This window comes from Staphylococcus sp. EG-SA-17 (genome assembly GCF_017151845.1).
GTDB lineage: Bacteria > Bacillota > Bacilli > Staphylococcales > Staphylococcaceae > Staphylococcus > Staphylococcus aureus.
The window spans coordinates 1-23,643 of sequence record NZ_JACVZO010000035.1; the positions used below are offsets into that span (position 1 = coordinate 1).

At 31.4% G+C, this 23,643-nt stretch carries 28 protein-coding genes, 3 pseudogenes and 1 riboswitch; of the genes and pseudogenes, 20 read left to right on the plus strand and 11 right to left on the minus strand.

What is annotated here, in order from left to right:
* Positions 1–122: 122 nt before the first annotated feature.
* The 3 genes from IDG65_RS12505 (at position 123) to IDG65_RS12515 (ending at position 2,905) form a co-directional block, all read left to right on the plus strand.
* Positions 123–647, plus strand: a complete 525-nt coding sequence (locus IDG65_RS12505) for a restriction endonuclease subunit S (RefSeq protein ID WP_075583750.1) — start codon at positions 123–125, stop codon at positions 645–647.
* Positions 648–876: 229 nt separating this feature from the next.
* Positions 877–1,731, plus strand: a complete 855-nt coding sequence (locus IDG65_RS12510) for a DNA processing protein DprA (RefSeq protein WP_000230031.1) — start codon at positions 877–879, stop codon at positions 1,729–1,731.
* The gene (locus IDG65_RS12515; protein ID WP_000162901.1) at positions 1,724–2,905 is read left to right on the plus strand and encodes a phosphoribosyltransferase; all 1,182 of its coding nucleotides are present in this window, start codon (positions 1,724–1,726) and stop codon (positions 2,903–2,905) included. Before IDG65_RS12510 ends, IDG65_RS12515 begins: the two co-directional genes overlap by 8 nt.
* Positions 2,906–3,219: 314 nt before the next feature.
* Here the strand turns inward: IDG65_RS12515 and IDG65_RS12520 are convergent, their stop codons facing one another.
* Positions 3,220–3,519 (minus strand): WXG100 family type VII secretion target, encoded by a 300-nt coding sequence (locus tag IDG65_RS12520; protein ID WP_000095392.1) that lies wholly within the window; start codon positions 3,517–3,519, stop codon positions 3,220–3,222.
* 14 nt (positions 3,520–3,533) lie between these two features.
* Entirely contained in the window at positions 3,534–5,147 is a 1,614-nt protein-coding gene (locus IDG65_RS12525) for a lipase (RefSeq protein ID WP_000926708.1), read from the minus strand.
* A gap of 44 nt (positions 5,148–5,191) precedes the next feature.
* Here IDG65_RS12525 and IDG65_RS12530 point away from each other — a divergent pair, with 44 nt between their 5' ends.
* From IDG65_RS12530 to IDG65_RS12540, 3 genes and pseudogenes are all read left to right on the plus strand, one after another.
* Positions 5,192–5,632: a DUF1433 domain-containing protein gene (locus IDG65_RS12530; RefSeq protein WP_206174125.1), complete on the plus strand. Its 441-nt coding sequence runs from the start codon at positions 5,192–5,194 to the stop codon at positions 5,630–5,632.
* A 205-nt stretch (positions 5,633–5,837) separates the two neighbouring features.
* On the plus strand, positions 5,838–6,215 hold the full coding sequence (locus IDG65_RS12535; protein WP_001036002.1) for a DUF1433 domain-containing protein: 378 nt from the start codon (positions 5,838–5,840) through the stop codon (positions 6,213–6,215).
* A gap of 187 nt (positions 6,216–6,402) precedes the next feature.
* Positions 6,403–6,581 (plus strand): annotated as a pseudogene (locus tag IDG65_RS12540) (transposase); the annotation flags it as partial.
* Here IDG65_RS12540 and IDG65_RS12545 read toward each other — a convergent pair.
* Together IDG65_RS12545 and sprA1 are read right to left on the minus strand one after the other, a co-directional pair.
* The gene (locus tag IDG65_RS12545) at positions 6,559–6,660 is read right to left on the minus strand and encodes a hypothetical protein (RefSeq protein WP_001791232.1); all 102 of its coding nucleotides are present in this window, start codon (positions 6,658–6,660) and stop codon (positions 6,559–6,561) included. The pseudogene IDG65_RS12540 and the gene IDG65_RS12545 sit on opposite strands and share 23 nt — an antisense overlap.
* Positions 6,661–6,782: 122 nt before the next feature.
* A complete protein-coding gene (sprA1, locus tag IDG65_RS12550) occupies positions 6,783–6,878 on the minus strand; it encodes a type I toxin-antitoxin system Fst family toxin SprA1/PepA1 (RefSeq protein ID WP_001801861.1) in 96 nt (31 codons plus the stop codon).
* A 144-nt stretch (positions 6,879–7,022) separates the two neighbouring features.
* Here sprA1 and IDG65_RS15055 point away from each other — a divergent pair, with 144 nt between their 5' ends.
* From IDG65_RS15055 to IDG65_RS12570, 6 genes and pseudogenes are all read left to right on the plus strand, one after another.
* Entirely contained in the window at positions 7,023–7,127 is a 105-nt protein-coding gene (locus IDG65_RS15055) for a transposase (protein ID WP_001670380.1), read from the plus strand.
* A 173-nt stretch (positions 7,128–7,300) separates the two neighbouring features.
* Positions 7,301–7,525: an IS3 family transposase gene (locus tag IDG65_RS15060; protein ID WP_001805677.1), complete on the plus strand. Its 225-nt coding sequence runs from the start codon at positions 7,301–7,303 to the stop codon at positions 7,523–7,525.
* Positions 7,526–7,706: 181 nt separating this feature from the next.
* Positions 7,707–8,090, plus strand: coding sequence for a hypothetical protein (locus IDG65_RS12560; RefSeq protein ID WP_000070809.1), 384 nt, complete (start codon positions 7,707–7,709; stop codon positions 8,088–8,090).
* Between the two features lie 10 nt (positions 8,091–8,100).
* Positions 8,101–8,277: a hypothetical protein gene (locus IDG65_RS12565; protein WP_000375476.1), complete on the plus strand. Its 177-nt coding sequence runs from the start codon at positions 8,101–8,103 to the stop codon at positions 8,275–8,277.
* Positions 8,278–8,284: 7 nt separating this feature from the next.
* A pseudogene (locus tag IDG65_RS15160) lies at positions 8,285–8,464 on the plus strand (DUF1433 domain-containing protein); the annotation flags it as partial.
* A gap of 114 nt (positions 8,465–8,578) precedes the next feature.
* Positions 8,579–9,219 (plus strand): annotated as a pseudogene (locus IDG65_RS12570) (ImmA/IrrE family metallo-endopeptidase).
* A 196-nt stretch (positions 9,220–9,415) separates the two neighbouring features.
* Here the strand turns inward: IDG65_RS12570 and IDG65_RS12575 are convergent.
* The 5 genes from IDG65_RS12575 to IDG65_RS12595 all read right to left on the minus strand — a co-directional run bounded on the left by IDG65_RS12575 (position 9,416) and on the right by IDG65_RS12595 (position 12,899).
* Complete coding sequence (locus IDG65_RS12575; RefSeq protein ID WP_000414208.1) at positions 9,416–9,988, minus strand: SAV1803-related protein; 573 nt, start codon at positions 9,986–9,988, stop codon at positions 9,416–9,418.
* 100 nt (positions 9,989–10,088) lie between these two features.
* Positions 10,089–10,430, minus strand: coding sequence for a DUF3969 family protein (locus IDG65_RS12580; protein ID WP_000627536.1), 342 nt, complete (start codon positions 10,428–10,430; stop codon positions 10,089–10,091).
* 40 nt (positions 10,431–10,470) lie between these two features.
* On the minus strand, positions 10,471–11,097 hold the full coding sequence (locus IDG65_RS12585) for a hypothetical protein (RefSeq protein WP_000669029.1): 627 nt from the start codon (positions 11,095–11,097) through the stop codon (positions 10,471–10,473).
* 75 nt (positions 11,098–11,172) lie between these two features.
* Complete coding sequence (locus IDG65_RS12590; protein WP_000070659.1) at positions 11,173–12,168, minus strand: DUF4352 domain-containing protein; 996 nt, start codon at positions 12,166–12,168, stop codon at positions 11,173–11,175.
* A gap of 80 nt (positions 12,169–12,248) precedes the next feature.
* Positions 12,249–12,899 (minus strand): excalibur calcium-binding domain-containing protein, encoded by a 651-nt coding sequence (locus IDG65_RS12595; protein WP_078064741.1) that lies wholly within the window; start codon positions 12,897–12,899, stop codon positions 12,249–12,251.
* A gap of 301 nt (positions 12,900–13,200) precedes the next feature.
* On the opposite strand from IDG65_RS12595, the gene IDG65_RS12600 reads away from it, so the two are divergent.
* The 3 genes from IDG65_RS12600 (at position 13,201) to menC (ending at position 16,299) form a co-directional block, all read left to right on the plus strand.
* On the plus strand, positions 13,201–13,656 hold the full coding sequence (locus IDG65_RS12600; RefSeq protein ID WP_012840523.1) for a DUF4909 domain-containing protein: 456 nt from the start codon (positions 13,201–13,203) through the stop codon (positions 13,654–13,656).
* A gap of 158 nt (positions 13,657–13,814) precedes the next feature.
* Positions 13,815–15,293 carry an o-succinylbenzoate--CoA ligase gene (menE, locus tag IDG65_RS12605; protein ID WP_000348357.1) on the plus strand — a complete coding sequence of 493 codons (1,479 nt, stop codon included), beginning with the start codon at positions 13,815–13,817 and terminating at the stop codon, positions 15,291–15,293.
* Positions 15,294–15,297: 4 nt separating this feature from the next.
* Positions 15,298–16,299, plus strand: coding sequence for an o-succinylbenzoate synthase (gene menC, locus IDG65_RS12610; protein ID WP_000778514.1), 1,002 nt, complete (start codon positions 15,298–15,300; stop codon positions 16,297–16,299).
* Here menC and yidD read toward each other — a convergent pair.
* Positions 16,296–16,553 (minus strand): membrane protein insertion efficiency factor YidD, encoded by a 258-nt coding sequence (yidD, locus tag IDG65_RS12615; RefSeq protein ID WP_000718108.1) that lies wholly within the window; start codon positions 16,551–16,553, stop codon positions 16,296–16,298. The genes menC and yidD overlap by 4 nt on opposite strands.
* A 65-nt stretch (positions 16,554–16,618) precedes the next feature.
* On the opposite strand from yidD, the gene ytkD reads away from it, so the two are divergent.
* Positions 16,619–17,092, plus strand: coding sequence for an RNA deprotection pyrophosphohydrolase (gene ytkD, locus IDG65_RS12620; protein ID WP_000672017.1), 474 nt, complete (start codon positions 16,619–16,621; stop codon positions 17,090–17,092).
* A gap of 4 nt (positions 17,093–17,096) precedes the next feature.
* Positions 17,097–17,843, plus strand: a complete 747-nt coding sequence (locus IDG65_RS12625; RefSeq protein WP_206174128.1) for an alpha/beta hydrolase family protein — start codon at positions 17,097–17,099, stop codon at positions 17,841–17,843.
* A 377-nt stretch (positions 17,844–18,220) separates the two neighbouring features.
* Here IDG65_RS12625 and pckA read toward each other — a convergent pair whose 3' ends face one another.
* Positions 18,221–19,813 (minus strand): phosphoenolpyruvate carboxykinase (ATP), encoded by a 1,593-nt coding sequence (gene pckA / locus IDG65_RS12630; protein ID WP_000109899.1) that lies wholly within the window; start codon positions 19,811–19,813, stop codon positions 18,221–18,223.
* Between the two features lie 154 nt (positions 19,814–19,967).
* A riboswitch (SAM riboswitch) is annotated at positions 19,968–20,078 on the plus strand.
* Between the two features lie 105 nt (positions 20,079–20,183).
* On the opposite strand from pckA, the gene metK reads away from it, so the two are divergent.
* The 3 genes from metK to IDG65_RS12645 all read left to right on the plus strand — a co-directional run bounded on the left by metK (position 20,184) and on the right by IDG65_RS12645 (position 23,460).
* Complete coding sequence (gene metK / locus IDG65_RS12635; RefSeq protein WP_000933826.1) at positions 20,184–21,377, plus strand: methionine adenosyltransferase; 1,194 nt, start codon at positions 20,184–20,186, stop codon at positions 21,375–21,377.
* A gap of 124 nt (positions 21,378–21,501) precedes the next feature.
* A complete protein-coding gene (locus tag IDG65_RS12640; protein WP_000366153.1) occupies positions 21,502–22,410 on the plus strand; it encodes a nuclease-related domain-containing protein in 909 nt (302 codons plus the stop codon).
* Between the two features lie 216 nt (positions 22,411–22,626).
* Entirely contained in the window at positions 22,627–23,460 is an 834-nt protein-coding gene (locus IDG65_RS12645) for an aldo/keto reductase (protein WP_000453297.1), read from the plus strand.
* Positions 23,461–23,643 lie beyond the last annotated feature (183 nt).

Consider the following 23,643-nt stretch of genomic DNA (forward strand, 5'->3'; position numbering starts at 1 on the left):
TAACCATTTGTAACTTAAACTCTGAACTAAATGATCTTCTTTCTCTTGTCATAATAAAATCGCCTACTTTCTTAAATTAACAATATCTATTCTCATAGAATTTGTCCAATTAAGTGTAGACGATTCAATCAGACTGGCAATCTAGTGGAGTACCCTTTTTAAGAGCAAGAGACATTGTGGCATATAATAAAGGGGAAGATATTAAAGAACCCCTATTCATATCTTATGATAAATATAATGAATATAGCTCAATATCAGATAAAGTTGAAAATGGCGATTTATTAGTAACGGGTGTGGGCACAATTGGAGTACCATTTTTAATAAAAGATAATACGCCGCTTTACTTTAAAGATGGTAATATTATTTGGTTAAAGAATAGAGGGAGTTTGGATGAATATTTTCTATTTTATTCTTTTATAAATGCAAATATTCAAAGCTATATAAAAAAAGTGGCAGGTGTGGGTACTGTTGGCACATACACAATAGCTAATGCAAAAAAAACACCAATTTTTGAACCAATAAAATTAGAACAATTAAAAATAGGGGGATTTTTCAATAAAATCGATAATTTAATTAAGTTACAAGTTCACAAAGTAGAAATAATTAAACAACGTAAACAAGGGTTACTTCAGAAAATATTTATGTAATTCTTATAACTACCTATTTTGTATAGTAAAGATATAAAACCACAAATGTAAATATACTTTTAATAAATTGTGGTATATTAATATTGAGACAATCAGAATTTTTAATTTATTTTAACGTTTGAAGTTTAAAGTATTTAACTTGTAATACCAATAAATGAAGAATGAACAATAATTTCAGATTATAAAATTTATATAGATATATTTAAGAATATAAAGAAGGGGTCGTGCTATGGTTGAAAACATAAGAACTGAATTATTTTTTTTAAAGCAGTTCGGTTTTAATAATACCCTTTTACAAGAAATTTTTATAAAGGGACTAGATCCTATAAAAACTATTTTCAGTAATGAATATCTAATACGTGCTAATATAGGTCGTAAATTTACTGATAAAGATGTATTGTTAGCCAATGATTACTATAAATATAGAGAATTCAAATATTATTTATTTAACAAGGATGAATTTTTCAGAGATAGTAAAAGTAAAATATATTTTAAATTTGATGAAACTAACATAACTAAGCTATTACCAGAAAAAATAATGCCTCTCTTTATGTATACAAAAGGGAATAATTCACTTTTAGATATTAAAAAACAAAGGGTAGCTATAATAGGTACTCGTCATCCTTCAAATAGAGCAATAAAAATAACGAAAAAAATAACTCAAAAATTCTTGGAAGATAACTATGTAATTGTTAGTGGTTTAGCAGAAGGTATTGATACTATATCCCATAAAACTGCTATTAAATATAATGGTAATACAATTGCAATATTACCAACAAATTTCAAAAATATTTATCCTAAAGAAAATATAGAGTTAGCAAAAGAAATATTGGACAAAGGATTATTGCTCACATCTATTGGACCAAATGAAAATACTTATAAATCTAGTTTTTTAGATAGAAATAAATATATAGCAAATATTAGCGATATAGTGGTAGTAACTGAAACGAATTTAAAAAGTGGAACTATGAATACAATCAGAAGTGCGAGTATAGCAGGGAAAAAGATCTTGTTCGTAAATCAAGGAGATAATCTAATTAATAACAAAATTTATGAATTTGGTGGGGAAATGATAGATGACTAAAAAAAACAAAAGCATTTTAATATCAAAGTTATTATTTTTTACAGAAAACAATAAATTAATTGAAGAAAATTTAAGAATTGCAGATCTGTTTTATGAACATGATATAGCATTGGGGATTTTAGCTCGATCTACAACAATAAATATATTACGCTCCAAAATTCCAACAGATTATCAAGAGAAAATAAATTTTTTGAGTAGAGATGATAAAAATAAAAAAGATTACATAAAGCAAAACAAAGATTTAATTATTGCTGTAATAGGAGTAGTTAATGAAGATGCTATATACTCTTTTAACTGTAGATTACCGTTATTTAATCCAGAAAAATTAATTAGTAAAGAATTGGATATATCTGAAAAAGTAAAACAATATGGTTTGCCTATCAATAAGTTCGAAAATGTTATTGATTGTTTAAAGGCATATGAAATTCATCAAGAAAATTATTTTAATATACCATTTAATCAAAAATTTAGTGTAATAAGTTTGAATAATGCAAATACATATCAAAGTCCGAAGGATGAAGAAAGGATAAAGAATATTTTTTCTGCAAATTTAAAAGGTAGCGTATCTGAGAGGGATCAAGAAATTTTATTAATTTTACTTTTTCATTTGATTAACGAGGTAAGAACAAATAGTTATTATGATAGTGTTAAGTATTGGGGTACATTTCCTTCTTCTGATCCCGAAAATAAAAATACATCTATTTCATTTTTAAAGGAATGCGTTAGGAAAATTCTTAATGGTTTGCCAAAAAAGGGATCAGAATTGCTAATCAGACAAAAAGAAATGCAATCAAAACATACTACTAGAAGTACAGAACGTATTAATATTAAAAGCAACAAAGATTTTGAAACTCTAATAGTGAATCCAGAACTAGTTAATAAAATTGAAGGAGAGGTAGTTTGTATTATAGATGATTACATAACTAATGGGTATTCAGCGGAGGCAGCTAAACATTTGCTTTTAGCAGCAGGAGCTAAAGAAGTTATTTTTCTTGCATTTGGTAAATTCGGAACGAAATATTACTCCACAAATTATAAAATAAAAGGTGATGTATCAAGTAATTATACATATGAATTTGAAAGTGAATTACTTTGCGAAAGGGTTTATGAAGGAAAGCAAGTTTATAACAATGGTAATAATTCTGAAATATCACGCTTTAATGAATTAATTTAAATGAACTTAGTCACTTATTAGTGCAGTGTATCTTCTTAGTATTTATAAAATGTCAGTTAATCCCATTTAATATATTATGGGTGCTCGTTTATACTTGTGATGTATTGCGTGTTGAAATATATAGCATCTATAGATATCGTAATTAAGTATAATTTTCACAGAAGTAGAAATTAAAGAACAATTTATATTTACGTATTAAGAATTAGGAATGACCTACTTGCCGTCATGAAAATTAAAATCCCTTCACTATTTGTTTAGCGAGGGGATTTTCGTAATGTATAAAAAAATACAGATAAATTAATAATTTCTCAATATTATCCATTTATCTTCATTGTATTTAATAGGGTCTCAAATTTTTGTTTAAGATTTTCATTATTGCTTTTGAGTTTATTTATACTTTGTTGGGCTGCTTCGCTTGCTTTTCCTTCAAATGTACCTTCTAAATTTTGCGAAGAATTATTAATTGTTTCAATGATTTCATTCAATGTTTGAGATTTTAATGCTACATTATTTTTAGCATTGCTAACCATATTATCAGTACTATTACGCATTTCTTGCTTTAATTGTTGTAATCTAGCTTCTTCTTGACTTTTCTTTGCATCTTTTGAGCTCATATAAATTACCCTCTTTAACTAAATAGTCCAAAAACATCGCTTTCTTCTAAGTCTTTTTCTTCGAATTTATTTGCAGCAAATTCTAGTTTTTCAGCAAATTGTAGCAAGTCTTTTTTGTTTTGATCTAATTCCTGAATTAAGTCATCCATTAAACCACTATTATAAAACTTGAAATTTCCAAAACTTCCCTCAACTGATAAAATCTCCATATACTGTTCATGATCATAAGGTGTTGTAAATTCATGTGAACCGCTTAGAAGGTCCGATTGATATTTATCTAAAATGCGATTAGCCCCTGATATTGTTTCTTCTCTATATTCATCCAATGCAGTAATTATTTGACTATACAAAAATATTCTATCACGAATTGTGTTGGCGATATTTCGCACCTCATCAGGCTGGATTTTTACTTTCTTACCTGTATTTTTGGAACCACCATTACCTTTTTTAACAGAGATTTTCTTTTCTGCTTTTAATTTTTTACTATCTCCTCTTTTGGGAATTAATGGTTCGTCCTCATCATTTAATTCATCATCAAAAGGATTTAAATCAATGCTTAAATCTTCTTTTGGTTTATTATTAAATCCTTCTATATCAAGGTCATTTGATTCGAATAATTTATCTTTTTTATTGAGAATAGCAAAAGGATCAAAATCATTTTCACTTGGTCTATTTAATATAGAACTATCGATTTTGAAAGAGTCGAAAAATCTGCTATTTATACCAAATGGGTCAAATAACTGAAATCTATTATTAAGAAATGGGTCATGATTAAATTGTTCAAGTTCTGGCATTTCCTTCACTGTACCATCCGCATCGAAATCATTGTATGATTCAATTGTGTGTTGACCAATTAAAGGAAGAGCAGTTATAAATCCATCATAATGTGGCATTACAATTATATTTTCACCAATTGGATGATCGAAGAAGTTAAAGTTATTAATAGGATCATCAAAATGGCCAATATTGCGTATTTTTGAATCATATACACCATTATCAATGTCTTTTTTAAAGTCGCCAGTAAATGAATGGTATACGTTAGGTGCTGCAAACGTTGTACCGTTATCCAGATTATGTTTTATTAAATTATATTGAGCTAAAAACGCACCTAAACTATGTCCTAATGGGTGAATTTCACTATCTGGATATTTCTTTTTAACTGATTCAGTAAAAGCATCACTTTCGTCCATTTGAGTCGGTGCAAACTTAGCTGCCCATAGATCACCGAAAAGTGCTTTACTATTTAAATTAGAAGAAAAACTAAAAAGGTCATTTTTATCTTTTATTGTATTGTATTTTTTGTGAATAGTTGAGTTTTTTAAATCTTTATAATGATTATTAATTTTTAGATTATTTGTGTTATGATGAATGGGAAGTTGTAAATCAGTACGAATATCATTTAGACTATATGGGTCAGTGCCAGCGTAACCTATTAAAAGTTGACTCTTATCAACTTTACCTTTGATTACTGGAGCGAAAACATATGCTCTAAACCCATTCTGGGTGTCGTCGCGTTTTTCGATGACTTTGTATTGTTTTTTATTTGAAAATGTATATACCTCATCAACTGATAACTTATCATATGAATTTTCGGATAACATTCTTGCATCGCTATCTCTTAATAACATGTGGAACACTCCTTATAAAAAATAAAAAAGAGGTAATAATAAAAATGAAAAAATATACCAAACTACTTATTATAGTAATTATAACATGTTTAATTATAGTAGGGTATTTGTTACACAAAAGTAAAAAAGAACATTATATTGAGACACAAGAAAAGCGAATAGATTTGTATTTTAAATATAATCTTAACAATTATCATTCAATGAAAGTTACAAGTTTTAAAAAGAATCCAATGGGGGGTTATTTTATAAAAGGCTTTGTCAATAATAAAAAAAATTATAAATTTGATGCTGTGATATTTTCTGATACTAATAAACAATTTAAAGGAGATTTAGGTTATAAAGAGGATGAAATAGGTGAATTATTTAGAGAAAAAAATGCTAATGACCGATTAACTGTCGATGAAATAATTGAAAAAGAACACTTGGACAAAAGTGAATATGAAGCCGAGCCACCGTTATTTTTCTTTTCAGGTCCACTTGAATAAATAATATGAATAGATTAGATAATTTAATGATTTATATTTTAAAGGAAACTAAATCTATATTAAAGAATATGTAAAACTAAAATTTACTAATGTTAAAACCATTAGTCATATGGGTTGCAACGTTTTTACATTCATCGTAATACTCTGTATGCTTCATTAATTTAAAATGTTCGTCAATAAATCCAATGAAAAGGAGATGGGTTTTTTGAATAAAAAACCTCTTGTGATTGTATTTATAATTATAATATTGATTCTAGGCGGAATCTTTTTGAAGATGAAATATGATGAAATGAAATATTATGATGAGCAAAAAGAAAGAATCATATTATTTATGAAATATAATGTTAAAGGGTTTAAAGAAATACAATTCGAGGAACAAAAAGAAAACCCAATGGATGGTTATTCTATTAGTGGTTATATAAATAATGATAAAAAGTTATCATTTACAGCTGGTATAAGATCTGTTGATGATTTTCAATTTGATACCGATATTTCTTATACAGATGAATTGGGTAGAAAATTTAATAAAAATCCTAAGTCAGTTTCTGAAATAAAGAAAGAGCAAAATACGTCCAATAAATAATTGTTCATATTGTGATGAAACAAAAATATAAGTCATTAGATGAATTTAACTATGTTATAAATATTTGTAGTATCTATAAAAATCTCGACACTATTAAAATGATATAGTGCCGAGGTTTTCTTACTTATTTAGTTAATTCAAAGTTTATGCCAGATTCATAAGAATTTGTGACACTTTTAATAGTGTAACCATTGATTATTACAATTTATCAAATGGTCCTTTAGAAGGGATAAACAACAAAATTTAATTAAACGTACATCTTTTGGTTAAGGAAGTTATAATCATTTGCGAAATCGAATATTATTATGTTTAAAACTTTACGCTCCAAAAAGTAAAAAGGAAGCTAAGCAATGTTTAGTTGCCTAACTTCGGATATTGAACGCATCAGTCCAATTTGGCATAGAGCACTCTTTAGTTCTTGATGTTTCTCTTTAAAACCTTGCATATTTTACAAAAAGAAAAATTAGCAGTATAATTGAGATAACGAAAATAAGTATTTACTTATACACCAATCCCCTCACTATTTGCGGTAGTGAGGGGATTTTTATTGGTGCGGCTATATGTCACCTATTTTGTATTGCGTCTACTTAGCCAATAAGAAAAAAACGCAATGGCACAGCCACTGATGACTGGTGCTATGATGTGAACGAAAATAAGCATCACCTTATACACCTCCTCTCTGCGTCTAAATTGACGCCTGAGAGATAGGCGACTCTACTATTATATCATCTAATTGGACAAATTCTATGAGAGTAGATTTTGTTAATTTAAGAAAGAAGAACATTTAGTTCAGAGTTTAAGTTATAAATGGTTAGATTATATGAAAATGGTAAGCCAAGAAATGAAATTATACGCGAGTATGATTTAACACCTTTGACGTTAGGAAAATGGATAAAGCAACATCAAAAATAAGGTTCATTCAATCATCAAGATAACTTAACAGATGAAGAAAAAGAGCTGATTAAATTACACAAAGAAGTTCAACATTTAAAAATGGAGAACGATATTTTAAAGCAAGCAGCGCTGATTATGGGACGAAAATAGAAGTCATTCAAAAGAATGCACATCAATATTCAGTATCAGCAATGGGTAAAGTCTTAAAAATACTAAGAAGTACCTATTATGATTCTATAAAAAGAAAAGATAATAAAATCACTAAAGATGATTCAAACGTAGAACGTGCTGTCATAAATATTTTTAATTCTAATAGAAAAGTCTTTGGTACAGGACGAATTAAAAATAATTTAAATGATAAGGGTCTCTCTGTATCAAGACGAAAGATAGGTCGTATCATGAAAAACATAATCTAGTTTCTGTTTATACGAAAGCTAAATACAAAAATCATCTAAAAGAAACTAATGAAAAACGAATTAAAAATCATTATTATTAGCTGCTGGTGTATTATTTGTTAGTCCAATTTCATTATCTTATAATTCAGATGTAGCTCATGCTGAAGATAAGTTAGACCATTCTCAAGCAAAGGTTATATATTTGAGTAACCAAAATTTATTTGATGAACTTGAGAAAAAAGGTTATAAACTGGAAGATATATTTACAAAAGAAGAAATAAAAAAATTTAAAGCTGAAGACCAATTAAGAGCGGGTAAAACTCAATATGTAGAAACAGGTAAAGATACTGCAACGTTATATCTTTCTTCTGCATATACAAAAACAATAGCTGCTTTAGGTGCGGGGACTATTAGCGTTATTTCTGCACTAACAGGAGGTTTAGTTGGCGCAGGTGTTGGTAGTTTCCTTGGATCTATAGCTGCATCGAATATTGATACTAGTAAGAGAATATATTTAAAATTAAAAACTAAAAAGAATGCAGCCGGGGAATACGTTCTGATAGGAGAAAAATGGGGATATCAGTAAGGGTGATTTTATGGATAGATTAAAATATTCACTTAAAGTTGGTATTTTAGCATTATTATTATTTTGTACTTTAAATTATTTAGTTCCAATGCAAAGCAATGCTTTTTCAATAATTATATATTCGGCAATTTTTGCTGTGTTACTTATGCTTTTAGTTTATATATTTTTAGGAATTTTAAAGAAATGACATGAAACAAATTAGCATTGGCTATGAAAAAATCTATGAGGATAGAATTTTTCATAGCCATTTTTTAAAAGAGCAAGAAGTAAAAAATTGGAAAACCGTCGATCAAATAATTAAAAATGAACACTTAGTTAAAAGTGATTATGAAGCAGAACCACCTTTGTTCTTCTTTTCGGGATCGTTGGATTAGATTCGGTTGTACAGTATAATGGAAAATATTATAATAAATTTATAAAAAAAGGTATTTTATTTTGAAATCATGTCCCTCCGTTTCATTTAGTAGTGGAGGAGTTTTATTTTAATAATGTTTACACCTATAGTTTTAAATTTATTAAATGATGTAGGTTCAATTTTTTAGTTAGGGTGGGGAATCAATTGAAAGTTATTGAGAAAGTTCATTATGAAGATATTTTAGAATCAAAAATAGTTCGATTATTTCAGGCATTTATAAAGGACAAAATGGATCAACTTTTTATTACTTCTGAACACTTTGCTATTGACATAGACAAGCTATTATTTCAACTTAATTTAAATGTTAAATATATTAAAATGGAGGGTAATACTTCGGGTTATTTAAGTGGAAGAACAATCTATATTAATAATAATCACTCGATTAATAATACAAGATTTGCAATAGCTCGTGAATTGGGCCGTTATTTATTTAAAAATTCAGACTTAATGAGAGATAACAACGATAATAGTCTAAAGAATTTACATGAAATGATTTATGAAAGCGACGTAAATCAGTTTTCAGTCGACTTACTTATGCCTAAAAAGCAAATAGAGGCATTAGTCTATAATTTTTATGAAGTCAATAATATCAATTTAAGTTCTGGTTTATCTGAAAAAGAACGAAACAAACTATTGAACCTTATATCAACTAAGTTGGAAGTTTCGAAAGTAGCTGCTGGATTAAGGCTGTATAATTTAGGAATACATATTTGATAAATATTGTGAAAATCTAGTCGATTTATTAAAACCAAAAGAAAACTAATACAATTCAAGACCAGGCAAACTCATTTATAAACATTGTCCGTTTATAGATAGGTATGCGTGGTCTATTTTATAAAATATATTTAATTACAGGTTTAAACATCTATAACAAAATCTCAACAGCAAAAAATAAATCTCCATTAATCATTTATCTAGACTCAAGGAAATCATATATTTCTATTCCTTCTAACATATCGTCAATTTTAATGAGTAGTTTCTCTACTAATATTCTAGGCAAATAGGCACGTGCTTTGGTGGCTTGCATCCATGCTGGTTTTGGATTATATTCGCTAATGTACCAATCAATGACTGTTGGTTTGATCATTTGACATAATCCAGCCGCGCCAAATTGACCATCAGATTCTTTTGTAATAATTGCATGTAAAATTAAATGCTCGATTAAATCGCAGTAAACTAAGTTTTCTTTCTTTTGATAGTTGTATGAGTACTTAAATTCGGAAATGAATCTTAGGTCAGATAAGTTTTGGAATTTGTCTTCGCTTATGTGATGACAATATAATCCTTCGCTAGCTCTAGTGTATTTTCCTTTTGTAATACTTTTGATTTCTCCATTTAAAAATCGTGTGTATGATTTTTCCTTATAATAGTCATCGGTTACAGCGCCATATTTATTTAAAAGGTATGCTACAGCTTGCGAGTAAGTAGCGTCTAATAATTGATTATATTCATTATATTTAGCTGTATATTCGTTTTTCTCCATTTCAATAAACCTCTTTTCAAACTTTATAAAATGAAATACTTGTAACTTAGAAAGAATAAAATCAATACCCACTTAGTTACGTTCGACTTTTATATGTCTATTACTTTTGTATAACGCGCCAATTGATTAATATTTTGTCATTGAATTCTACATTTTTGTATTGTTTTAATAGTTCTTCAGTTCTTTGTAAACAGACTGTAACTGTATCATCAATTGATAAATTAAATGCTGCAAAGTCTTCTAACTCTGTCCCTTTGTGAATTAAATCGATAATGTCTGGTTTCACACCTAGGGAAGAGAGTGATTCCATCATATAAGGTGTAAAGAGGGTATGCTCTGCATTGTCGATTGAAATAATACCGAGTTTAAGTTGATTAAAAAGACCATGCATAGTCATTAAGGTATATTTTTCAAGTTGTTGTATATTTTCAAATGTTATCATAGTGGTTCTCCTAAAAATTACGATTAATCAAAGTATATCCTTATTTAACTTTAGTTTCTTCAGAATTATTTGTACCGTTATCGTGTTGTTCTTCTTTATTAACAGCATTTTTATCACTTTTATCATCGACTTTTTGATCTGGTATGTCATTTTGAATGGCTTTGTTATTGTCAATATCATGATGTTGAATGTCTTCCGACTCATTATCCATTTCAGCTTGATCACTCATACCTGGGTTGTATTTAGGGCTTCTCTTTTTAAATGCTTCAAATTCTTCTTTATCTTTTTCTGACATATCATCAAAAATATTAATAATCGTACCATTGTGTCGATTAACAATAGCACAACGTTTTAATGGTGTGCCAACTGCATCGCGGACTAGATGTTCAACATAATATTCATGTTCATTGCTTCGTTCAAGATTTGTTTTATAATTTAATGTTTGATTTTCGTTAGCACCTCTTGCTTTGTAATCGTTTCGAACGATATCTTCGGCTTCTTGTGGTGTCATTTGCTTGTCTGTATTTGACTTTGTAGTGTTGTCAGTTTGTTGCGTCTTTTTATTAGTGTTATTTGATTTACTATTATTTTCTTTATGTTGATTAGCACCGCAAGCAGTTAATAGTGACAATGATAATGTGATTGCAACGATAGCTTTGAATTTCATTTTTTTATCTCCTTGATTTGATTATGTATAATTAATTTTTCCGTAAAAGAAGGGTAGCCGAGCTACCCTGAAATTTTATTCTGTTGAAGCGTCGTACATGCTATCTTCATTGTGAATATTTTGACTAGGTGGTGCTTCACTAGTGGTAGGTTTGCTCTGGCGCATAGGCTCTACAGGAGCAGTTTCCTCATTAGATTCACTTTTTTCTACACTAGATTTATCACTTTTAGACGCATTCTGCTTATCCTCATCTTTACTAGACTTTTCGCTATCTTCAGAATCAGTATCCGCACTAGAAGTTGTAGCAGGTGTAGTAGCCGAAGCTTCATAACTTATATTATCGCTATTTGAACTCGCAACAGCTACTTCTGTATCTTGCTTGTCTTTTTTAGCTTTTGATGTTTTTTTAGCTTCGGATAAATCAAATGTAATCTTCTTGACGCTAAATAAACTAGAAATAACTTCTAATTTTTTATCTTTTGCGTTGGCTATGTTTTCTGACACATCGAAAACAATTTTACCTTGTGCAGTGCTATCAGGATTTATACGCTGTAAGAAAAATGAATTTTCTATACTACCATTGTCACTTTGATTAGCAGACATTGAACCTGTATTATCTGCTTCAAATGTTTTATCACCGGATTTTAACTTAAACATTGAACTATCAATTGTTAACGCTTCTTTACCTTTGTTTTTAATTGTCACATCAGCAACGACAAATGTACCTTTAGCGTTTGTTGGTGCAAGAGACGGTCCTACAGATTTCATAGTTTCCACTGAATTTACAGTGACTTCAAGGTCGCCATTTTTAACAGTTTCACCGATTTTATGGGTTTTGTTCGTTTCTTTAGAACTATTTCCGCCAAGGTTACCTGTAATACCAGCTGTACAAGCTGAAATACCGATGATAATTAAAATAAATAATACTAGACAACCACCACAGCCCCAGAACCATCCTTTTTTAGATTTCTTTTGTCCGTATTGCTGGTTCTGTTGGTTTTGTTGATTTTGGAAAGCTTGGAATTGTTCCCATTGTCTTCGCTCTTCTTCGCTTTTGAATTGATTGCTCATGCCTAAAAAATCTCCCTCATTATTTACTATGTGATTAGTGCATAAAGCTAAATACAATTTGAATTCAATTCGCTTGTTGTTTAATATTTATCAGGTTCACATGCACGTTTATCTTTATCTCTATCTAAATGTGGTCGATATGCTGGATGATCGGCAGTGACACCATTCGGATATACTTGTCTAAGTTGCTTACAATTAGCAAATGATTGTTGCGTGTTTGTTTCAGTTGATGGTGAGGTCTTAGGTTGCGTAGATTGATGATGGTTACTTGATTGTTGCTTTTCTTTTAAATCATCTTTCAAGTCGTCTTGTGATTTATCTTCTGCAACGTTTGGTGTGTTAATATCATCGTCTGATTGATCTTTTGTTGTTATTTCATCAATTTCATGTTGATTATTTTCAGTATTTTCATTTGCGGGTACTTCTTCGGTTGATTGTAAATCCTTATCTGTTTCTGATTCTGATTTTTCCTCAGGCTTATCTTCATTTTTATTTTCATCTTTTTGAGTTAATTGCGTTTTTGATGATTGATTACTAGTGGGATTGTCATTATTACTAAACATCATTGAACAGGCTGATAATAAGATTATTAATAAAATAAAAGAAATAAGGCAACCGCCGCATCCTTTTAACATGCCGCGTCTTTCAGAATTTTTAACAGATTGGTTTTGATTCTTGTTGTTCTCTGTATTCAAAGGTAAATCTCCTCTATATTTATATGTTATTTTCATGATTTACTACATAAAACCTGGATGCATTTAAGAGGGAGTTATTAAGTGTAAAACGCTTTCACTATATCACATAATCATATTTTACCAAATTAGTAGTGGAAATACTTTAATTTTTTCAAAACTTTAAAAATATTTTTGGATTGTAGAAGTGTTAATTTAATAATTGTAAAGTTGTATTACGACTCAAAATGACACGAACATGACAACTTAATTTAACAAAATAATAATTTCTATTTGCTATAATATATTGTATTTATTTTTAGAGGTGTTGCTTTTGAAAAAGTTTTTAAAATTCAAGGGGATGAAAATATGTTTAATGCTATATCTACTGATTTTTTTAAGTAGTTGTGGCACAAATAATAAAATAGTAGGCCAACGATTTGAAATACAACAACATAATGAAACAATAGGTAGTATTTACTTTTCAGCAGACTATGCACATATAAGAGGTATAGAAAAAGGCACTGCAAAATATTTCATAGACAAAGTAGGCAGCAAACGTTACTTATTTATTGAATATATTCCGGATAATGTATTGAATTGCAAGCCGGACTTTTGGAAAACGTTAAAATATAAAAAGGACAAGGTAACATATTATGTATATCTCATTGAAAATTTAGATGATGAAGTATTCCATTTAAGTGCATTACAAGACATGAACCGTATACCAATTGACATTGCAGATGATGTGGCAACAATGGGTAAATCACCACATCAAAATGACAGAATGACACTAAAATTAAATAAAAATAACTGATAATAGTAGACGAATGATATAACGATATGTATTGAGCATTATAACAATCATATCAATGCATCAATTCGTCTACTTTTTTATATTTTTAAACATAACCACTGCTAGAATGTCATAAAATCGTTATAATTATAATGTAAATGATTTTGGAGGAATAACGCATGGACTTTTGGTTATATAAACAAGCACAACAAAATGGACATCATATTGCGATAACAGACGGTCAAGAATCTTATACTTATCAAAATTTATACTGTGAAGCGAGTCTATTGGCTAAAAGACTCAAGGCTTATCAACAATCTCGTGTTGGGCTATACATAGATAATTCGATTCAATCGATCATTTTAATACATGCATGTTGGTTGGCAAATATTGAAATTGCGATGATTAATACAAGGTTGACACCTAATGAGATGACGAATCAGATGAAGTCAATCGATGTACAATTGATTTTTTGTACCTTGCCACTGGAATTACGAGGGTTTCAAATTGTATCGCTGGATGATATTGAATTCGCTGGAAGGGATATTACAACGAACGGTTTGTTGGACAACACAATGGGTATCCAATATGATACATCGAATGAAACTGTGGTGCCGAAAGAGTCGCCGTCCAACATATTAAATACATCATTTAATTTAGATGACATTGCATCGATTATGTTTACATCAGGGACAACGGGCCCTCAAAAAGCGGTGCCACAAACGTTTCGTAATCATTATGCCAGTGCAATCGGATGTAAAGAGAGCTTGGGATTTGATCGTGACACTAATTGGCTATCTGTCTTGCCGATTTATCATATTTCGGGTCTCAGTGTACTTTTAAGAGCTGTTATTGAAGGTTTTACTGTGCGCATTGTTGATAAATTCAATGCCGAACAAATTTTAACGATGATTAAAAATGAACGAATCACGCACATTTCGCTTGTGCCACAAACTTTAAATTGGCTTATGCAACAAGGTTTACATGAACCTTATAATTTACAAAAAATATTACTCGGCGGTGCTAAATTATCTGCCACTATGATAGAGACGGCATTACAATATAACCTGCCAATTTATAATTCATTTGGTATGACTGAGACATGTTCGCAATTTTTAACAGCAACACCGGAAATGTTGCATGCACGTCCTGACACTGTAGGGATGCCAAGTGCCAATGTAGACGTAAAAATTAAAAATCCTAATAAAGAAGGTCATGGAGAATTAATGATTAAAGGCGCCAATGTGATGAATGGATATTTGTATCCAACAGATTTAACGGGTACGTTTGAAAATGGTTATTTTAATACAGGTGACATTGCTGAAATAGATCATGAAGGTTATGTCATGATTTATGACCGACGTAAAGATTTAATTATTAGTGGCGGTGAAAATATTTATCCATATCAAATTGAAACGGTAGCGAAGCAATTTCCAGGTATCAGTGACGCAGTATGTGTAGGGCATCCTGATGATACTTGGGGCCAAGTGCCTAAATTATATTTTGTCAGTGAAAGTGACATTTCAAAGGCACAATTGATTGCATATTTATCACAACATTTAGCGAAATATAAAGTACCGAAACACTTTGAAAAGGTTGATACTTTACCTTATACATCAACAGGTAAATTACAAAGAAATAAGTTGTATAGAGGATGATTTGATGAAGTTGACAGCTTTGCATTTTTATAAATATAGTGAGCCATTTAAGTCACAAATTGTAACACCGAAAGTCACTTTAACGCATCGTGATTGTTTGTTTATCGAATTGATTGATGACAAAGGAAATGCATATTTCGGGGAATGTAACGCTTTTCAAACAGATTGGTATGATCATGAAACAATTGCTTCAGTGAAACATGTAATTGAGCAATGGTTCGAAGATAATAGAAATAAATCATTTGAAACGTATGAAGCAGCACTAAAATTAGTAGATTCATTGGAAAATACGCCTGCTGCAAGGGCAACTATTGTCATGGCATTGTATCAAATATTTCATGTTCTGCCTTCATTTTCAGTAGCATATGGAGCGACAGTGAGCGGCTTATCAAATAAACAACTAGAGTCATTAAAAGCAACTAAGCCGGCCAGAATTAAATTAAAATGGACACCTCAAATCATGCATCAAATTAGAGTGTTACGGGAATTAGAGTTTCACTTTCAATTGGTTATAGATGCAAATGAGTCCTTGGATCGTCAAGATTTCACACAGTTACAGTTATTAGCGCGTGAACAGGTTCTTTATATCGAAGAGCCATTTAAAGATATCTCCATGCTTGATGACGTAGTGGATGGAACAATACCTCCAATAGCCCTTGATGAAAAGGCAACATCGTTGTTGGACATAATTAATTTGATAGAATTATACAATGTGAAAGTTGTTGTATTAAAACCATTTCGTCTAGGTGGCATTGATAAAGTGCAAACGGCAATTGATACTTTGAAAAGTCATGGTGTAAAAGTGGTTATTGGCGGCATGTACGAATATGGTTTAAGCCGTTATTTTACAGCGATGCTTGCTCGTAAAGGTGATTATCCAGGAGATGTGACACCAGCAGGTTATTATTTTGAACAAGATGTGGTGGCGCATTCAGGCATATTAAAAGAGGGGCGACTCGAATTTCGCCCCCCTTTAGTGGATATAACTCAATTACAACCATATTAATGGTTATGTTTATGTGAATGCTTGCTTTCTGACTTGTCTTTTTTTAACGGAACAGGGTCAAAGCCACCTTTATGAAGCGGATGACATTTTAAAATACGACGGATACCTAAATAAAGGCCTTTGAAAGCACCGTGGTATTGAATCGCTTCTCTAGTGTACTCTGAACATGTTGGATAAAAACGACAAGTTGGTGGAGTGAGTGGCGAAATGAAACGTTGATAAAAATGAATCATCGCCAAGAATATCTTTTTCATAATTAATGCCTCCAACGATAGTAATTAACTATTATATTAACATACAATGTAGGGATGTGATGCGCGTGAAGTTTAGGGATAAAGATAATCGTCAAGTTAATTTGACATTTAAAAAGGATAATGAGGTAGCAGATGGTAATCATGTGCTAGCTATTCCAACGTTTAAAAATCAATTGCTTTTTACCAAACATAATTTACGGGGTATTGAATTTCCTGGTGGTAAAAGGGAACGCGGGGAAAGCAGTGCTGAAGCAGTTACACGTGAATTATATGAAGAAACAGGCGCCAAAGTTAAAAATATTCATTACATAGCACAATATACCATTGAAACACATGATCAAACTGATTTTGTAAAAGATGTATATTTTATCGAAGTTGAATCATTGGTAAGCAAGAACGATTATTTAGAAACAGCAGGGCCAGTGTTGTTTAACTGTATCAATGATATTGAACTCACACAACGGAGTTTCTTACTGCAAGATAGTACCATTTTAAAATGCGTAGAGAGGGTGCAATCACTTGGATTTTATCAAACGTAAACGAATGCCAATTGAATCTTTTACGCATCAATTAGAAGAAATTACATATTTGTCAGATGATTTACAAGTAAAAGCTTTAATGATGACACCACATCATGAAGTAAAACGCATTGTAGTATATTTGCGAGGTGGCAAAGGCCAAGTAGGAGGTGTGCGCGCAGGTAGATTAATGCAATTTTCAGATAGTCAAACTTTAGTGATTGGGCCATACTACCGAGGTAACAATGGCAGTGAAGGTAAAGACGAATTTTATCGTGGCGATTTAAATGATGTGACTGAATTATTAAGATTGCTACATGATAAATATCCGCAAGCTTTTATTCATATGGTTGGTTTTTCAAGAGGTGGACTACAAGGGTTGTTGACGTTTCAAGACTTACCTGTAAATAGTTATATCATCTGGGGTGGAGTCTCAGATATTGATTTGATGTATGAAGAGCGCGTTGATTTAAGAGGGATGTTACGTAGAATGATTGGTCATCCGAAAAAAGATCGAGCGGCATATGAGGCACGCCAAGCGATTCCAAACATTAATGAAAACAGTCCGCCGATATTAATTGTACATGGAGGGAAAGACCAGCAAGTTGGTATTCATCATGCGTATTATTTAGCGGACCAACTAGAATTAAAAGGTGCTACGCATGAAACATTTTATCAAATGGCAGAAGGACATGTGCCAAGACCACCAGCGATGGTTGAAACTTTGACTTATATTAAAGAGTTTATGAACCAAGTTGAGTTGCATAGCTAGTATGAAACGTGGTGTGCGCATGGGAACTTTCAATCTTTGAAGATGTGTGATATACGTTGAATGAGCGGTATGCGCTTTCAATGAAAATGTGCTCCATGCAGATAACTGTATGTGCTTTTTGTGAATAGGAACAACTTGCGTTGAGTTAACGATAAGTACTTTATGCAAAGCGGGGCAACATGCATAGCGTAAGGGATTGGTACTTTATGTGAAGACGTGCTGCTTCCATTGAATAAGTGATGCGAGTTTGGCATGAAGGTCACCTTAAATGTGCATTGTTGTAATAAAATTGCCTATAAATTTTTACCATATAAAATAAGAGGAGCCAACCATTGTTAGACTATAACAACGGTTGGCTCTTTAATTAGTATTCAAATTTATTTGTTGAAGCTACCTTTTTCAGCAATATGTTCAACTTTTTCACCAAATTTTTCGAAGTTCTTTTCAAAACGTTGAATTAAATCTTCTGCTTGTGCTTTATATTTCTCTTTGTCGCTCCATGCATTAATTGGATTTAAAATAGTTTTCGGTACATCTTCAATTTCTACAGGAATGCTTAAACCAAACGTACTATCTTTTGTATATTCTGCATTTTTCAATTTGCCAGAAATCGCTTGGTTTACCATTTGACGTGTGTAATGTAAGCTGATTCTACGTCCTACACCATATTTTCCGCCAGTCCATCCAGTATTAACAAGATAAACATCAACATCATGTAAATCGATAAGTTCACCTAATAGATCAGCGTAAACAGTAGGGTGTAACGGGAAGAACGGTGCGCCGAAACATGTTGAGAATGATGGTTCAGGTTCTGTCACACCACGCTCTGTACCAGCTAATTTAGAAGTGAAACCACTCAAGAAATGATACATTGCTTGGTCTTTATTTAACTTTGAAATCGGTGGAATAACACCAAATGCATCCGCAGTTAAGAAAATAATTGTATTTGGATGTGCTGCTTTTGATGGTACTACAATATTGTCAATGTGATTAATTGGATAAGCGGCACGCGTGTTTTCTGTATAACGATTGTCTTCAAAGTCCACTGAACCATCTTCTGCAACTACAGTGTTCTCTAAAATTGCACCATATTTGATTGCGTCAAAAATCTGTGGTTCTTTTTCTTTGGAAAGATTAATTGCTTTTGCATAGCAGCCACCTTCGATATTAAAGACCCCGTTTTTATTCCAGCCGTGTTCATCATCACCGATTAGTTTACGGTGTGGATCTGCTGATAGGGTTGTTTTACCAGTGCCAGATAGACCAAAGAATAATGCAACATCGCCTTTTTCACCAACGTTTGCTGAGCAATGCATGCTCATAATATCTTGCATCGGTAAGAGATAATTCATTACAGAGAAGATACCTTTTTTCATTTCACCAGCGTATTCAGTACCGCCGATTAAAATGACTTTGTGTTTAAATGAAATAATGACAAAGGTTTCAGATTTAGTACCATCAACTTCTGGATCTGCTTTAAAATGTGGGGCAGAAACGATAGTGAAGTTAGGTTTAATCTTTGTAGCTTCTTCTTTTGATTCAGGTCTAATAAACATATTTTTAGCAAATAAATTATGCCATGCTAATTCATTGATGACTGTAAGTTTTAACATTGTATCTTTATCGCTACCAGCGTAGCCTTTAAATACGTATAATTCATCTTTTTTATCTAAATAGTCTAATACTTTGTGGTATAACTTCAAGAAAGTTTCTTCATCAATCGGTTGATTAATATCTCCCCAATCGATGTTATCTCGATATGAAGGTTCTGAGACAAAAAATTTGTCTTTAGGTGAACGACCAGTATATTTACCAGTGCTAGCATTAACAGCACCAAGTTCTGTTAATACACCTTCATTGTTGTCTAAAATTTTATTATAAAGTTGTGTCGTCGAAAGTTGAAAATGTGACGTTGGTTTTTTCAGTAATTTGTCAATTTTAGTTGTTTCAGTGTATGTGTCTACTGACATCCTAAATCCCTCCAAAGCGATAATTTAAATGTAAGCCTTTACATTTAATTAGTATAACACATTAACATAATTAATCTACAATATTTTACTGGAAATTTATTTATGAAAAATTGACATTAATTCATTAATTAGGTACTATTATTTTTAACGGATTCTCTTATCCTGAGTGGTGGAGGGACATGGACCCAATGAAACCCAGCAACCTCTTTTTTATAAAAGAAAGGTGCCAAACCGTTTGCAGACAAATAGGTCTGAACGATAAGAGCGAATGGACGTATTAGGCCTTCTCTCTATATTAATAGTTAGAAGGTCTTTTTTATTTAGCTCACAGAGAGAGAATTTTCGTAATATAAATTTAAAGGAGCAAACTATGTTAAATAACAAACGATTATTTACTTCAGAGTCTGTTACAGAAGGACACCCAGATAAAATCGCTGACCAAGTGTCAGATGCAATATTAGATGCTATTTTAAAAGACGACCCAAATGCACGTGTAGCCTGTGAAACAACTGTTACAACAGGTATGGCATTGATCGCCGGCGAAATTTCTACAACAACATATGTTGATATTCCGAAAGTTGTTAGAGAAACAATCAAAGAAATTGGATACACAAGAGCAAAATATGGCTATGATTATGAAACAATGGCAATTTTAACTGCGATTGATGAACAATCACCTGACATTGCACAAGGCGTGGACAAAGCATTAGAGTATCGTGATAAAGATAGCGAAGAAGAAATTGAAGCAACAGGTGCAGGAGACCAAGGTTTAATGTTTGGTTACGCAACGAATGAAACAGAAACGTATATGCCTCTAGCAATTTATTTATCACATCAATTGGCAAAACGTTTATCAGATGTGCGTAAAGATGGTACATTAAATTATTTACGACCAGACGGTAAAGTTCAGGTCACTGTTGAATATGATGAAAATGATAACCCAGTACGTATTGATACGATTGTCGTATCAACACAACATGCTGAGGATGTGACACTTGAACAAATTCAAGAAGACATTAAAGCTCATGTCATTTATCAAACTGTTCCAGAAAACTTGATTAATGAACAAACTAAATTCTACATCAATCCTACAGGACGCTTTGTAATCGGTGGACCTCAAGGTGATGCAGGATTAACAGGACGTAAAATCATTGTTGATACGTACGGTGGCTATGCACGTCATGGTGGCGGATGCTTCAGTGGTAAGGATCCTACAAAAGTAGACCGTTCAGCTGCATACGCTGCACGTTATGTGGCTAAAAATATTGTTGCAGCAGGTTTAGCAGATCAATGTGAAGTACAATTGGCATATGCGATTGGTGTTGCAGAACCAGTGTCAATTGCAATTGATACATTTGGAACAGGTAAAGTTTCTGAAGGGCAACTTGTTGAAGCAGTTAGAAAACACTTTGACCTAAGACCTGCTGGTATTATTAAAATGCTTGATTTGAAACAACCAATTTACAAACAAACTGCTGCTTATGGTCATTTTGGACGTACAGATGTATTATTCCCATGGGAAAAATTAGACAAAGTGGAAGAATTAAAAGACGCAGTAAAATAATAAGATGAATTGAATATAGCTAAATAAAAGATTTTCGGTATATAAATGATAATATGTATCGAAAATCTTTAGCTTTTCTATTATAATTAAAGTTATTCATATATTAAAAAGGAGCGTTGTTGTGATGGATTTATCTTCACCGATAGTCATTGGACTCATTATTGCAGTAGTCATTGCATTAATCTTTTTTGTCCTTTTCTTAGTTGCCTTAGGTAGTAAGAAAAAAGTTAAGCGACAAACAGAAGAAAAGTATGAACAACAAGAACAAAACATTAAAAAGTCTCATGAAGAAGCTTTAGAGAAAGAGCGTATTCAAAATAAAAAGACAATTACAAAACAACAAGAAGATTATAATCACATGGTTAGTACAAAAGATCGTGAGATTGACGCATTAAAATTGTTCTCGAAAAATCATAGTGAATATGTAACGGACATGAGATTAATTGGTATTCGTGAAAGATTAGTTAAAGAAAAACGAATTCGACCAGAAGATATGCACATTATGGCAAATATCTTTTTACCGAAGGATGGCTTTAATAATATTGAACGTATTAGTCATATAGTCTTAACAAGAACTGGACTTTATATCATTGATTCTCAATTGTTAAAAGGTCATGTTTATAATGGTATAAGTGGCGGTCAATTTAAAGATTTACCACCAATGGAACAAGTATTTGATACATTAGATTTAGATAAATCTAGACCGCAAACTATTGTGATGGATCAAAATGATGACAAACGTTCATTATCATTTGTAAATTATTCAGATCAAATTGAGGCGATTAAACAATTGGCTGAAGATTTACAAAAAGAATTAGGTGCCAAATATACGCCAACTTCAATTTTATACTTTAATCCTAAAAATGAAGGCGATGTAACGATTTCAAATTATAATCAAAATAGTGCTGTCAAAGTGCTTGTCGGTGCTGAACAATTAGACGAGTTCTTTAACAAATTTGTATTCCATGGTCGTATTCAATACAACGTGGAAGACTTACAACAAATGATGGATAAAATTGAATCATTCAATTAAATGTTAGGCTGAAGTGATGACTATATGTTGTTACTTCGGCTTTTTTAGTTTGTCATAAATTAAACAGAATTGCTTTTACATTTTGATTAATATTTGAAAGATATTACTAGCATTTTAGTGATTGATTGCTATAAGTTAAGTGTTTTTTCTCATGTATTCAACTCAGATTTGTTATGATAACAGGGTATAATACATCAAAAAGGTGAGGCGATATTTATGGAGGTTAAAACATTTTATAATGGAAACACGATGCCAAAAATTGGTTTAGGGACATTTCGTGTGGAAAATGATGAAAATTGCATGGAAAGTGTTAAGTATGCCATTGAACAAGGATATCGTAGTATTGATACCGCAAAAGTTTATGGGAATGAAGAACAAGTAGGTGCTGGCATTCGTGCCGGATTAGAATCAACTGGAATTGCTAGAGAAGACTTATTTATTACTTCAAAATTATATTTTGAGGATTTTGGTCGTGAAAATGTAGCAGCTGCTTACGAAGCTAGTTTATCTAGATTAGGTTTAAAATACTTAGATTTGTATCTAGTACATTGGCCAGGTACGAACGAAGCCGTAATGGTTGATACATGGAAAGGTATGGAAGATTTATATAAAAATAATAAAGTTAAAAATATAGGTGTCAGCAATTTTGAACCTGAACATTTGGAAGCTTTGTTGGCACAAGTGTCAATTAAACCTGTAATTAATCAGGTTGAATATCATCCATATTTAACGCAACATAAATTGAAATTATATTTGGCAGCACAACATATCGTGATGGAATCTTGGTCACCATTGATGAATGCACAAATTTTAAATGATGAGGCAATTAAAGACATTGCTCAAGAATTAGGAAAGTCACCTGCCCAAGTTGTTTTAAGATGGAATGTGCAGCATGGTGTGGTTACAATCCCTAAATCGGTAACACCAAACAGAATCTCTGAAAACTTCCAAATATTTGATTTCGAATTATCAGATGAACAAATGACACGAATTGATGGTTTAAATCAAGATAAGAGAATTGGACCTGATCCAAAAACTTTTGAAGGCTAGGTTAAAATCGCTCAACTGATGAAAAGGTTAGATGAATTGTCACAGGCTGGGACATAAAGTTCTTAGGCAATGTAAAAAAGCTGATTTCTATTAATTATTTGATAGAAATCAGCTTTTTTGATATGTATTTTATAATGTACAGCTCGTTGAGCTGCTATTTTCCTTATATTAAGTGCCATTAAT